Source organism: Sphingomonas sp. SORGH_AS_0438 (assembly GCF_031453475.1).
GTDB lineage: Bacteria > Pseudomonadota > Alphaproteobacteria > Sphingomonadales > Sphingomonadaceae > Sphingomonas.
In genome coordinates this window covers 1-13,677 of sequence record NZ_JAVIZS010000003.1, presented here as the reverse complement: position 1 = coordinate 13,677, position 13,677 = coordinate 1, and the positions used below count along the sequence as shown (strand labels likewise).

General features: G+C 66.5%; 9 protein-coding genes. 4 read left to right on the top strand and 5 right to left on the bottom strand.

Annotation, left to right across the window (positions count from 1 at the left end; all coding sequences use genetic code 11):
- Positions 1–115 precede the first annotated feature (115 nt).
- Together QE452_RS18305 and QE452_RS18300 are read left to right on the top strand one after the other, a co-directional pair.
- Positions 116–2,275 carry a xanthine dehydrogenase family protein molybdopterin-binding subunit gene (locus tag QE452_RS18305; RefSeq protein WP_309730667.1) on the top strand — a complete coding sequence of 720 codons (2,160 nt, stop codon included), beginning with the start codon at positions 116–118 and terminating at the stop codon, positions 2,273–2,275.
- A 219-nt stretch (positions 2,276–2,494) separates the two neighbouring features.
- Positions 2,495–2,764 (top strand): hypothetical protein, encoded by a 270-nt coding sequence (locus QE452_RS18300; protein ID WP_309660350.1) that lies wholly within the window; start codon positions 2,495–2,497, stop codon positions 2,762–2,764.
- Positions 2,765–2,901: 137 nt separating this feature from the next.
- Here the strand turns inward: QE452_RS18300 and QE452_RS18295 are convergent, their stop codons facing one another.
- The 4 genes from QE452_RS18295 to QE452_RS18280 are packed head-to-tail and all read right to left on the bottom strand — an operon-like array spanning position 2,902 to position 8,880.
- On the bottom strand, positions 2,902–4,017 hold the full coding sequence (locus QE452_RS18295; RefSeq protein WP_309660351.1) for a hybrid sensor histidine kinase/response regulator: 1,116 nt from the start codon (positions 4,015–4,017) through the stop codon (positions 2,902–2,904).
- 17 nt (positions 4,018–4,034) lie between these two features.
- The gene (locus QE452_RS18290) at positions 4,035–4,583 is read right to left on the bottom strand and encodes a chemotaxis protein CheB (RefSeq protein WP_309660352.1); all 549 of its coding nucleotides are present in this window, start codon (positions 4,581–4,583) and stop codon (positions 4,035–4,037) included.
- 5 nt (positions 4,584–4,588) lie between these two features.
- Positions 4,589–5,428 carry a protein-glutamate O-methyltransferase CheR gene (locus QE452_RS18285; protein WP_309660353.1) on the bottom strand — a complete coding sequence of 280 codons (840 nt, stop codon included), beginning with the start codon at positions 5,426–5,428 and terminating at the stop codon, positions 4,589–4,591.
- On the bottom strand, positions 5,425–8,880 hold the full coding sequence (locus tag QE452_RS18280) for a response regulator (protein ID WP_309660354.1): 3,456 nt from the start codon (positions 8,878–8,880) through the stop codon (positions 5,425–5,427). The genes QE452_RS18285 and QE452_RS18280 overlap by 4 nt, the downstream gene beginning before the upstream one ends.
- Before the next feature lie 219 nt (positions 8,881–9,099).
- Here QE452_RS18280 and QE452_RS18275 point away from each other — a divergent pair, with 219 nt between their 5' ends.
- Positions 9,100–10,092, top strand: a complete 993-nt coding sequence (locus QE452_RS18275) for an alpha/beta hydrolase (RefSeq protein ID WP_309660355.1) — start codon at positions 9,100–9,102, stop codon at positions 10,090–10,092.
- A 59-nt stretch (positions 10,093–10,151) separates the two neighbouring features.
- Positions 10,152–12,662, top strand: a complete 2,511-nt coding sequence (locus tag QE452_RS18270; protein ID WP_309660356.1) for a glycoside hydrolase family 9 protein — start codon at positions 10,152–10,154, stop codon at positions 12,660–12,662.
- Between the two features lie 222 nt (positions 12,663–12,884).
- On the opposite strand, the gene QE452_RS18265 is transcribed toward QE452_RS18270, so the two are convergent.
- On the bottom strand, positions 12,885–13,514 hold the full coding sequence (locus QE452_RS18265) for a hypothetical protein (RefSeq protein WP_309660357.1): 630 nt from the start codon (positions 13,512–13,514) through the stop codon (positions 12,885–12,887).
- Between the last annotated feature and the right edge of the window lie 163 nt (positions 13,515–13,677).

Here is a 13,677-nt window from a genome sequence, read left to right as displayed (position 1 = left end):
TGAGACCATCGGCGCTTCGCTACTCTTCGCGGAGCGTCCGCCCGCTGTGGCACGTTGAAGCCTTCGGGCCAGACAAGGTGCTGAGATGGAAGCTGAAATATCCAGTGGGTCGACGATGTTCGGTATCCGGCAACGAAGCGCCTCCGGCGTCAGCCGGATCGGTGAACCGCAGACGCGCATCGACGGGCCGGAAAAGGTCTGCGGCCTGGTCGAGTATCCCGGCGACGTATCGCTACCCGGCATGGCCCATGCGGCCCTGGCGGTCAGTGCCATCGCCCGCGGCCGCGTCACGTCGATCAGGCGCGACGAAGCGGAGACCATGCCCGGCATGCTGCTGATCCTGACCCATGAGGATGTCGGCGACGCCATCGGACCCGTCGGCCATCTAATGGAAGGCGGCTATACGAACAGCAGCTGGCGTCCGCTCGCATCGCCCGAGATCCGCTACGCCGGCCAGATCGTCGCGATGGTCGTGGCGGAGACGGCCGAGGTCGCGGTGGCGGCCGCAGCCGCTCTCCGCATCGGCTATGCCGGGCAATCACCCGTCGCGTCCCTCGCCGACTCGCGCTGCACGACCGAGCCGCTTGCGGAGATCAGCGCCGAGCATCATGATCGCCGCAAGGGCGATCTCGATGCCGCCCTCGCCCGCGCAGCGGTCCGGGTGGACGCCCGTTATTCGACGCCGATCCAGCACCACAATCCGATCGAACTGCCGAGCACGACCTGCCAATGGGATGGTGACCGCCTGACGGTGTATGAACCGACCCGTTATCTCGGCGCGGCACAGCACGGGCTTGCCGCACAGCTCGGCATCGCTCCCGATCATGTCCGCATCGTCTCCCGCTTCATCGGCGGGCATTTCGGCTCCAAGCTCGCCCTGTCGCAGCACATGGCGATCTGCGCCCTCGCCGCGCGCCGGCTCGACCGGCCGGTCCGGCTCGAGGTCAGCCGCCGCGATCAATTCACGGTCGCCAACCACCGCACGGAAACGCGCCACCGCATCCGCCTGGGTGCGACGGCCGATGGCCGGTTGCTGGGCCTGGGGCATGAGGCGGCGACCGTCAGCTCGCGCTTCGACGATTTCGCGATGGAAGGGACGGATGTGTCCACCGCGCTATATGCGGCCGAGGCGGTCGCGGCCGAAGAGCGGCTGGGACGGGTCGATCGCAACACGCCGGGTCCCATGCGGGCACCGCCCGAGGTGCCCTTCCTGTTCGCCCTGGAAAGCGCGATGGACGAGCTGGCCCATGCGCTGGAGATGGACCCCGTTGAACTGCGACGCCGCAACGATACGGCGACCGATCCGGTCACGGGCAAGCCCTTCACGACGCGCCCGCTGATGCGCTGCTTCGATGCGGCAGCCGCCGCGTTCGGCTGGTCCGAGCGGGCGCCCCGGCCACGGGCCACGCTGCGCGACGGCTGGTGGATCGGCTATGGCTGCGCGGCCGCGGCCCGGCCTGTCAAGATCGGCCCGGCGTCGATCCGGGTCATGCAGGATGGCGAAGGAAATGTCCGCGTCGAAACCGCGCATCACGAGATCGGCAACGGCCTGTACACGCTATTGGCGACGATCGCCTCCGAGCGGCTGAACGTCCCCCTGGACCGCGTCACGGTCGTGCTCGGCGATACCGCATTGCCCCCGGCCGGCATATCGGGGGGCTCCGCCACGACCACCAGCCTGGCAAACGCGCTAGCCGAGGCCTGTGCGGCGCTGCTCCGCAAGCCGGAGGGCCGGCGCGAGGTCCGTCACGACTATCTGCCGGCGGGCGCGAAGCCCGATGCGCTGGAGGCGCTGCGGGCCGGGCATATCAAGCTGCTGACGCTGCCGGAGGACGGGCTGGCCTGGACCTTCGGTGCGCATATGGTCGAGGTCCGCGTCCATGCCCTGACCGGCGAGGTGCGTGTGCCGCGCCATGTCGGCGCCTTCGCAGCGGGGCGCGTGCTCAATCCGACGACCGCCCGCAGCCAGTATCTCGGCGGCATGGCCTGGGGCCTGAGTTCGGCGCTGCTGGAGAAGACCGAGCTGGACCCGCGCACCGGCATCTACATGAACCGTGATCTCGCCGAGTATCTCGTCCCGACCTCCGCCGACATTGCCGAACAGACGGTCGTCATGGTGGACGATGACGATGCCGCGGTGAATGCCGAAGGGATCAAGGGGCTGGGCGAGATCGGCATCATCGGTGTCGCCGCGGCCGTGGCCAATGCCGTCTTCCACGCGACCGGAGTGCGCCTGCGCGACCTGCCGATCAGGGTCGAGGCGCTGTTGGACTGATCGCCGGGTCGGACGACCGGCCCCGGAAGCGATTACTCGCGTCGGCTTCCCTTCCCTCCGACGGCGGACGTTCCAGAAGGTCAGCGAGTGAGGGATAGCCGATTGCGAACGGCGAGCGAAATCCGGACCTTATGACGGCCGGCATAGCCCATCGATCAGATGGGCATTGAATCCCGTCCGCTCTGGTGTATCCATGGCGCACCAGCAAAAGGGTTGATCATGAAGAAGATTTTCGCAGCGGCCATCGTCACCGGCCTGCTCTCGCTTGCAGCCTGCAATTCCACCCCGCGCGAGCAGGCGGCCGACAACATCGAATCCAACACGGAAGCGGTGGCTGACAATCTGGAGGACGCGGCCGACAACACCAGCAACGCGGCCGCAGAAGCACGTCTCGAGAATGCCGCCGACGCCGTTCGTGCCACCGGCCAGAACCAGGCTGACGACATGCGCACGAATGACCCGGACACCAACCTTTCCAATGGCATCTAAACGCCAAGGCGTTTAGAACCTGGACAGACTGCTCCCAAGCAGTTCGAATGGGAAGGGCATCCGAGGTCACTCGGATGCCCTTCTCGCATCCAGGCCGGATCACGCACTACACAGACGATATATCGGGATGATGTACGTCAATCCATGCAGGGCAGCCGGACGAGGAATGTAGATCCTTGCCCAACGGTGCTTTCCTTTAGGCAAATCCCCCCGCCGTGCAGCGCAACGAGCTGGCGGACAAGCGCCAGTCCGATGCCCAGTCCCTCCGTTGGCCCATGGCCGCGCTCCACCTGCGCGAACAGATCGAAGACCTGCGACTGCATGTCCGGCGGGATACCGACCCCGGTATCGGCAACCTCGATCGCGACCTCGGCGCCGGTGCGGTGCACCGTCAGGGCGATCGCACCGCCCGGTTCGGTATATCTGGCGGCATTGGCCAAGAGATTGCTCAGGATCTGGGCGATGCGCGCATGGTCGGCATCGAGCCAGATCGGCCCCTCCGGCACATCGACCGTCAGGCGGTGCTCGCGGGCCTCGATCTGCGGCCGGGTGATTTCCACCGCGAGCGCAACGGCATCGGCCAGCAGCATCCGCTCGGTGCGAAGTACGATCTTCCCCTGGTCGATCCGGGCGACGTCGAGCAGGTCCTCGATCAGCCGGGTCATGTGCGTGACCTGGCGCTCCATCTGTCCACGTACCTGCTCGAACACCTCATCGGAGCGGCTGCGGCCGATCAGATGCACCCCCGCCCCCAGCGCCGCGATCGGATTGCGCAATTCATGCCCGACCATGCCGAGAAACGCGTTCTTGCGCCGGTCGGCGAGCTGAAGGCTGCGCGTCATCTGCGCGAGTTCATCCCGCTGCACCATGATCTGGCGCCGCTGCTCGTACAGGTTGAAGAAGACATCGCTCTTCGACCGCAGGACGGCCGCGTCGATCGGTTTCTGGAGGAAATCCACCGCACCCGCCTCATAGCCGCGAAAGCGGCGTTGCGCGTCCGCGCTGCCGGCGGTGAGGAAGATGATCGGCACATGGCGCGTGCGCTCGTTGCCGCGCAGGAACTCGGCAAGCTCGAACCCGTCCATGCCCGGCATCTGCACGTCGAGCAGCGCCAGGGCGACCTCATGGACCAGCAGCAGCTCGAGCGCCTCGTCACCGGAGTGCGCCTTCAGACACTCCAGCCCCTCACGTCGCAACAGCGCCTCTAGCGCCAGCAGATTTTCGTCGAGATCGTCGACGAGCAGGAACTTCACGGGTGCAGGCATTCGGCTCAAGCCAATCGTAGGAGGTACGGGGCGATGGCGTCGATCGCCAAACGGGTAGCATCGGGGCAAAGCGCGAGCCCGGCCGCGGGCATGGTATGCACCTGCGCGGTGTCCGGGTCTTCGACAATCGCAGTGCCGCCGGCACGCGCCACGGCGCGAAGCCCCCGGGCACCGTCATCATTGGCCCCGGTCAGCAAGATGCCGATGAGCCGGCGTCGCATCGCATCGGCTGCGGTTTCCAGCAGCAGGTCGATCGACGGCCGGCTATGGTTGACCGGGTCGTCGGCCGACAGCGCCATACCGCCACCGGCCTCCACGAGCAGGTGGTAATTGGCCGGTGCGACATAGATGGTGCCGGGGGCGGGCAATTGCTTATCCTCGGCTTCGCACACCTGCATCGCGCATCGTGCCTGGAACAGCGCCACCAGCCCATGGTCGCGATCGGGCGGCACATGGAGGACGATCAGGATGGGCCGGGGGAATTCCGCCGGCAGGGCGGGCAGCAGCGTGAGCAGCGCCTGGACGCCGCCCGCCGAAGCGCCGATGACGACCATCCCGCTCACCGCTCCCGCCGCTGGTAGATCTTCTCTTCCCGACTGAAGGCGGCAAAGCCGGCCGCATGGGCGGAGAAGCGCAGGCTTTCCTTATGGCCGAGCCCCAGGAACCCCCGCCGGACCAGCGACTCCTCGAAGAGGCCGACCGCCCGCTCCTGCAGATCGCGGTCGAAGTAGATCAGCACGTTGCGACAGGAGATCAGGTGCATTTCGCCGAATGCCGAGTCCGTGGCCAGGCTGTGGTCCGAGAAGACGACATTGGCGCGAAGGCTGCTGTCGAAGATCGCCCGGTCGTAATCGGCGACATAATAGTCCGACAACGAGGTGCGCGCACCGGATTTCTGATGGTTCTCGGTGAATTTGCGAATCTGGTCGAGCGGATAGATGCCGGCCTCGGCGGCTTTGAGGGCCTTGGGGTTGATGTCGGTCGCGTAGAACAGGGTACGCTGCTCCAGCCCCTCCTCGCGGAACAGGATACTGAGCGAATATACCTCCTCGCCATTGCTGCATCCCGCGACCCAGACCTTGAGCGAGGGATAGGTCCGCAGATGCGGGATCACGCGCTCGCGCAGCGCCCGGAAATAGCTCGGATCGCGGAACATCTCGCTGACCTGGACGGTCAGGTAGTTGAGCAGCTTCGCCAGCATGGCCGGGTCGCGCAGCAATTGCTCCTGAAGCGCGGAAAAGCTGGACATGCCCAGCCGTTCGCGCGCCTGGACCAGCCGTCGCTTGATCGAGGCTCGGGCATAATGACGAAAATCATAGTGATAGCGCCGATACAATGCCTCGAGCAGAAGCTCGATCTCGATGTCGTCGATATCGGATGCGGCAAGGTCGTCGTTCATCGCGGCATCCAGACGCGTACCAGCGACAACAGCTTGTCCACGTCGATCGGCTTGGCCATGTAGTCGCTTGCCCCTGCCTCGATGCAGCGTTCCTGATCGTCCGGCATCGCCTTGGCGGTCAGCATGATGATCGGTAGTTTGGCCCAACGCGGGTCCTTGCGGATCTCGCGGGTGGCGGTGAGGCCGTCCATCACCGGCATCATCACGTCCATCAATGCGAGATCGATCGCGGGTTCGCCGTTTGCCGCAGCCTTGGCCAGCGCATCCAGCGCTTCCTGGCCGTTGCGGGCGATCCGGACGATCACGCCGCGCGGCTCCAGGACGCTGGTCAGTGAATAGACGTTGCGGACATCATCCTCGACGATCAGCACATGCCGCCCCTCCAGCACCGCATCGCGACGCCGGGCCGCCTGGATCATCTCCTGCTGTTCGCTCGGCAGCTCGGACACGATCTGATGCAGGAACAGCGACACCTCATCGAGCAGTCGCTCGGGCGACTTGGCGCCCTTGATGATGATCGAGCTCGAATAGCGGCGCAGCTTCTGCTCGTCATCGGCGCTGAGATCGTGACCGGTATAGACGATCACCGGCGGGAAGCTGTGTGCGCCATCCTCCTGGCTGAGCGTCTCCAGCAGCGAATAGCCCGACGCATCCGGCAGCGACAGGTCGAGCACCATGCAGTCGAAGGTCTGGGCGCGCAGCATGTCCAGGCACTCGGCCGCGGTGCTGACGCCGACCGTCTCGACATCGTCCTTCTGGAGAAGGCGCGCGACCGCCTCGCGCTGGACGGTATCGTCCTCGACGATCAGCACGCGGCGCATCCGGCTCGCGCTGCGTTCCTGCAGGTTCTTCAGCACCTCGGCGAGCAGCTCGCGCTTGATCGGCTTGATGTGATATCCGACCGCTCCCAGGGATAGGGCCGTCTGGCTCTGGTCGGCCGCCGAGATGACGTGGATCGGGATATGCCGGGTAGCGTCTTCCTGCTTCAGCCGGTCGAGCACGATCAGTCCCGACTGGTCGGGCAAGCCGAGATCGAGCACCACGGCACTGGGGCGGTAGGTCTGGGCGAGGTGAACCGCTTCATCGGCGGTGCCGGCGACCAGGCACTGGAAGCCCAGTTCCCGCGACAGATCGCAGACGATCGAGGCGAAGACCGGATCGTCCTCGATCACCAGCAACTGGCGACCGCCGGGGATCAGCGAGTCACGGTCATCCTCCACCGCCCAGTTGGCCGCCGCCGTCGACCGGCGCGGTGCCCGGTCGGCGGTGACGGGCGCGGGCTGTGCCGGCGACGTCGCCGGATGGGTTTGCGCGGCCGACGTCACAGGTTGCACGCGGGCTGTCACGGCGGCCGGATCATAGTGCGTGGGGAGCGAGAGCGTGAAGATGCTGCCCTCCCCGGGGTTGCTCTCCAGCGTGATGCCGCCACCGAGCAGCCGGGCGAGTTCGCGCGAGATCGACAGGCCCAACCCGGTTCCACCATAGCGGCGGCTGATCGTGCCGTCGGCCTGGTGGAACGCCTCGAAGATCATACGCTGCTTCTCGGGCGAAATGCCGATGCCGGTATCACGGACGACGAATGCGACCCGATCTCCGTCGGCACGGACGTCCAGCCGCACCGATCCCTTTTCGGTGAACTTGAGCGCGTTCGAAAGCAGGTTCTTGAGAATTTGCTCCAGCCGCATCCGATCGGTCTCGACGCTGCGCGGGGCGCCCTCATCCAGCACGATCGCGAGATCGAGCCCGCGCTGCTTGGCCAGCGGCTGAAAGACCTGGCCCAGGTCGTTGCCGATCCTGACCAGGCTGACCGGCTCGGGGCGGATATCGACATGACCGGCCTCGATCTTCGACAGGTCGAGGATGTCGTTGATCAGCGTGAGCAGGTCGTTGCCGGACGCCTCGATCGTGCGCGCGAACTTCACCTGTTCGGCGGTGAGGGTGCCGTGGCTGTCGTCGCCCAGCAACTTGGCGAGGATCAGCAGCGAATTGAGCGGCGTCCGCAGCTCGTGGCTCATATTGGCCAGGAAGTCGCTCTTATACTGGCTGGCCTGTTCCAGCTCGCGGGTCTTCGCGAGGAGCGTCGCGCTGCCGCGTTCCAGTTCGTCGCGCTGATTCTCCAGGGCCTGTGCCTGTTCCTCCAGCTGGCTGTTGGTCTGTTCGAGCTCGACCTGCTGCTGTTCCAGCATCGCCTGGGATTCGCGCAGCGACCGGCCCTGCTCCTCCAGTTCCTCGTTGTTGACCTGCAACTCCTCGCTCTGCGTCTGCAGCTCGGCGGCCTGGCGTCGGGTTTGCTCCAACGCATCCTGCAATCGGCTGCGGAAGCTGGCCGATCGCAGCGCGACCCCGATCACGGGCGATGCCCGCTCCAGCAACTCCACCACCATCTCATCGATCGTCTCGAAGAAGCCGAGCTCCAGCACCGCATTCACGACATCGTCCGCCCTGGCAGGTACGATCAGCAGGTGACGCGGCTTGTCGCTGCCAAGGGCGGAGCCGATCTTCAGATACCGATCGGGAACGTCGTCGAGCTGGATCGGCGCGCCCTCGGCGGCCACCCGGCCGAGCAGCCCGTCGCGAAGGCCGAATCTCGCCGGCATATCGGCATTATCTGGAACGCCCAGCGTGGCGACACGGTGGAACTCGCCCGCCTCTCCCTTGAACAGCGCGCCGGCCTCAAAGCGCAGCCGGTCGGCCAGATACCCCAGCACCGCGTCGGCGATCTCCTCGACCGACCGGTCGCCGCGCACGGCGGCGGAGATGCCAAGCAGGCCGTCCTGCAGCCAATCCTCCCTGGCGCGCGCGCGCTGGTTGCGGCGGACCAGGATGAAGATCAGCAGGGTAAGCGCCGCCCCGATCATGCTGGAAACCAGGCCGCCGGCGATCGCCATCCGCGACGCGGTGGCCATCTCGGCGAGACGCTCCTTGCGAAGGCGGTTTTCTTCCTGCGCCATCGCGGCAAGATGCGTGCGGATCGCATCCATACTGATCTTGCCGCGATCCGTACCGACGATGGCCAATGCGCCCGTCAGGCCCCGCGTCCGGCGCGCGTTGATCGTGTCCTGCAATTCCTCCAGCTTGGCGCGGACATGACGGCGGAGTTCCGTGACATTGTCCTGCTGCACGTCATTGTCCTGGACCAGGTCCTGCAGGCGATCGAGGCTGGCCCCGAGCGTCCGGGTCGCGTTGGTATAGGGCTCGAGATAGCTGCTGACGCCGGTGAGCAGATAGCCGCGTTGACCGGTTTCCGCGTCCTGCACACTGGATAGCAGCTCGTCGACCGCGATCATCACCGTGTGGCTGTGCCGGATGGCGGCATCATCCTCCCTGAGGGTGCGTATGTTGTGATAGGCCAGTGCCCCGCTGATCAGGAAGAACGCCAGGCCGACGACCAGCCCTATCGTCGTCCAGGCGGAACGGCCACCGGAGCTATCGAACGAATTCCGGCGCTTCATGCACGTCTGTCCCCGCTGAACCTCGGCCATCGCATACCGTGCCTCCAAGAGAGAGCAAGAACCTAGGTTTCGACCTCGACCCGCTACCTGGGCCTCCACGCGGAATATTGCCGATGCCCAGAATAGCGGACGCGTTGGCGCGGACGGAATTGCCCAGCTTGACCCGATGGTAGCGCTATCGCTATCGTCATGAAAATAAAGACAAAATGGGAGAGTGCGATGATTCGCAAGACTGTCTGGGCTACCCGACACCCCTTGCTTGGCCAGCGAGCGACCCGGCTAACCGCCACAGTCCTCGCCTGTGCAGCGATAGCGGTATCACCGGCACACGCCCAGACCCCGAGCAATACGACCCGCGGTCCGGTCAGCGACCGGATGGTCCCCATTCCCACGCCCGCGCAGCCGGGGGCGATCACGCTGGATATCGGCCGCCTGCCAGGCGCGACGGCGCCGGAAGCCTGGCACAGCCAATATGGCAGCGTCTTCGCGCGCAATGTCGTGGTCGCGACGCTCACGCCGTTCCTGCCCGATCCGGCCAGGGCGAGCGGCACCGCGGTTATCGTCGCGCCCGGCGGTGGATTTCGCACCCTTTCGATGCAGAACGAGGGCTGGGACGTCGCCAAGGCGCTGGCGGCGCGCGGGGTAGCCGCCTTCGTGCTCAAATACCGCCTCAACCAGACGCCGCAGGACATGGCGGCCTTCGACCAGTCGATGAAGGCGATGGTCGCGCGCGGTCCGGGCGATCGGCCGTCGGCCGACCGGGCCGCCGCCAGCCTCGCGCCGCAGGTCGCCGATGCGCGCGCCGCCTTCGCCCTGGTCCGTGCGCGCGCCAGGGACTGGCATGTCGACCCGAGCCGGATCGGCATGATCGGCTTTTCCGCCGGCGCGATGCTGACGATGACGACCGCCCTGTCCGGCACCGATGCACGCCCCGCCTTTATCGGCAACGTCTATGGTCCCCTGGGCGCGGTGACGGTGCCGGCGGACGCCCCGCCGCTGTTCGCCGCCATCGCGGCGGACGATCCGCTGTTCGGCAAGGCGAATTTCGCCTTGATCGACAGCTGGCGCACGGCCGGGCGGCCGGTGGAATTCCATCTCTACGAACAGGGCGGCCATGGCTTCGGCATGTATCCGAAGGCGACGACATCGACCGGCTGGTTCGATGCCTTTGCCCGCTGGATGACGATGCACGGCTGGATGCGCGCGCAATAGGATCGCGCGTCCTCCTCCCTACCCCCTCTCCTTCCTTTCCCGTTTTCCGGAGACGTCCTGTGCTCAAGCCTTTGCCCGCTTTGTCGGCCAGCGTCGCCCTTTGCGCGCTCGCGATCGGCTTGCCCGGTTTCCCGATCGCGTCACGGGCGGACGCCCAGGCACTCAGCGTGTCGCCCGCGGAAACGCTGGAGGGGCGCGGCCTGAGCGTCATCATCGACCAGAACCAGTTCAGCCCGATCTTCTTCGACGAGAAGAATGCCGGCATCCAGATCGTCCTGCATGGCGAGCGGATCGCCACGGACGGCGCGGTGCGGCTCGACAAGACGCCCGAGCAATGGGCCCCGGTCCCGGCCTTTCTGGGGCGCAGCGTCGACCGGGCCACCAACACGGTGGTCGTGCGATCCGCCTATAAGGCGCAGGACCTGGGCTATCGCGTGCGCGTGACGCCGGAGGGCGACGGGGCCTTTCGCATCGCGGTTGACCTCGACCGTCCGCTGCCCGCCGCCATGGCGGGCAAGGCCGGCTTCAACCTCGACTTCCTGCCCAGCAGCTATTTCGGCAAGACCTATCTGATGGATGCCGCCGGCGGCCTGTTCCCGCGCCATCCGACGGGTCCGATGGCGAAGGACGGATCGGGCGATCCGCTGCCACTGGCATCGGGCGGGCATAGCCTGACCCTGGCGCCCGAGGACCCGATGACCCGCGTCTCCATCACCTCCGACACCGGCCCGCTGTCGCTCTTCGACGCGCGCGCGCGGGCCCAGAATGGCTGGTTCGTTGTCCGGTCGGAGATCGCGGCGGGCGCAAAGGACGATGCGGTCGTCTGGCATGTTCGCCCCAATCTGGTGAAGGACTGGGTCCGCCAGCCGGTCGTCTCCTTCAACCAGGCGGGCTATACGCCGGGCCGGGCCAAGGTCGCGCTGATCGAGCTCGATCCGAACTTCCCCGCCCCGCGCGAGGCGGAACTCGTCCGCCTGGGCAGCGATGGCGAACAGGTCGTGCTGCGCGCCGCCACCAGCCCGCGCGGACGCTATACGCGCTATGACTATGCCGCGTTCGACTTCTCGTCGGTGCGCGCGCCGGGCGTCTATGCGATCCGCTATGCCGGGCGCACCACCAACCCGTTCCGCATCGCCGCCGATGCCTATGCCCGGATCTGGCAGACCTCGCTCGACACGTTCATCGCCGAACAGATGGACCATATGGGCATCCGCGAACAATATCGCGTCTGGTCCGCGCCCTCGCACCTCGACGATGCGCGCCAGGCACCGCCCAATCATGTCCATTTCGACGGCTATCGCATGGGCGCGAACCTGGACTCCCCGTTCAAGCCCGGCGAGCACATCCCGGGGCTGGCGGTCGGCGGGTTCCAGGATGCCGGCGACTATGACATCCAGACGCCCGAAAACGCGCAGGTCGTCCGCGACCTGGTCTGGGCGCGCGAACTCTATGGTCTCGACTGGGACGAGACGAGCATCGACGAGACCGCGCGGGCGGTCGAGATCCGCAAGCCCGACGGCGTCGAGGACGCGGTCCAGCAGATCCGCCACGGCACGTTGCAATTGCTCGCCCAGTACAGGGTCTTCGGCCATGCCATCGTCGGCATCGTCGACCCGGCCCTTCGCCAATATGCCCATCTGGGGGATGCCGGCTCGCAGACCGATGGCCGCCGGTTCGACGCCGCATTGAAGCCCGGTGAGGTCCGCGACGACGCGTCGGGCACGGCCGACGACCGCTGGGCCTTCACCACCGACCTGCCGGCCAACAATCTGGCGGTGGCCGGCGCGCTGGCGGCGGCTTCGCGCGCCTTGCGGCCGAGCGATCCCGCCATGGCGGACGAGGCGTTGGCGGCCGCGAAAACGCTATGGGCGCGGCAACAGACCGGCAAGGTCCAGTCTGGCGACGGTCGGGACGACAGCGCCTCGCCCCGCTCGGCGGAGGTCGCCAACGTCGTCGCCACGGTCGAACTGCTGCTGACGACCAAGGACTGCGTCTATGCCGACAGGCTGCGCCGCCTGCAGCCGGCGATCGCTCGGACCTTCGCCTTCACCGCCGGGCCAGCGGTGCGCGCCCTCCCGCTCATGGACGCCCGGTACCGCGCCGCCATCGCCGGCGCCGTGCGCACGTTCAAGGCCCAGACCGACCGCGATCTTGCGAGCAATCCGTTCGGCGTGCCGATCACCGAGGGGAGCTGGGCGGGTTCGAACCAGGTCGTCAGCTTCGGCGCGACCATGCACCTGCTGCACGGCGCCTTTCCGGCGATCATCGGCAACGACTATACGCTCAACGCCATCGACTATGTGCTGGGCCGCCATCCGGCGAACAACCTGTCGCTGGTGTCGACGGTCGGCACCGCATCGAAGCTGATCGGCTATGGCCATAATCGTGCCGACTACAGCTTCATCCCGGGCGGGCTGGTACCCGGCGTACTGATCGTGAAGCCCGATCTTCCCGAAGCCAAGACCGACTGGCCGTTCCTGTGGTTCGAGAATGAATATACCGTCAGCACCACCTCGGCCTATATCCTCGCCGCGCGGGCAGCCGAGGCAAGCGCGGCGGAGGCGCGGTGACCATAGGCGGCCATCCAGGACGGATTTGGTCGCTCGGCTATACGCAGGGAAGTTCTTCGCGCGCGTAGCCGGAAGGGCTCCGTCGATCCGCGTGCGAAGAACGTTTGATCTATCGACCAACGGCCGAAGCAACGCATCCGGTTTCGCGCAATTGGCAGATCGAGGACGATGCCCGAAGCCTGCTGTCGGCCCCCGCCTTTCGACGGGCGCCGACAGCCGCGTTCAGAAGCGCGCCGGCTGAGCGTAGCGGCTACGCTCTTCGTGCACCTGATCGGTGGTATAGGCGGGGGCATCCGGGTCGAACGAGTTCCAGCCGCTCTCGCGATAGCTGGCGCCGCGCGTCGCTGCGGTCACCGAACCATGGCGGTCGAGCACGGCCTCGGCTTCGCCGACCAGTTCGTCCGGCACCTTGGCGCTGACGAGCGAACCGCCGCGCCGAACACCCTCGGCATAGACATGGGCGTCGTTCTCGTCATGCCCGGCATCCTTCAGCGCACCGACGATGGTGCCCGTCGCCGCGCCGCCCGCTGCGCCGATGCCGGCGCCAGCAGCCGTTGCCGCCAGCCAGCCGGCCGCGACGATCGGCCCGAGACCGGGTATGGCCAGAAGCCCGAGCCCTGCGAGCAAGCCGCCCGCCCCGCCCAGCATCGCGCCGGTCGACACGCCACGGCTGACATCGCCGTCGTCGTTGACGCCGTCATGATCGCGCGTACCATGATCGTCATGATGCCCATCGGCATTGCTGGCAACGATGCTCAGATCGCCATGCGCGATGCCGAGCTGTTCCAAGTCGCGCACCGCGGCGGTGGCATCGGTATAATTATCGAACAGTCGAGTGATGGTCTGTGACATATATTCTCTCCTAATGAAGTCGATCAGCGCGCGGTGATGTTGCCCTTATAGTCCAGCATCACCGTCATCCGCTTGCCGCCCTTCGTCGCCGCACCCTGCCAGAGGCCGTTCTGCTTGGTCAGCTTGGAAGCGACCTTGTAGCCTGCTTTCGCAAAGCGACCGC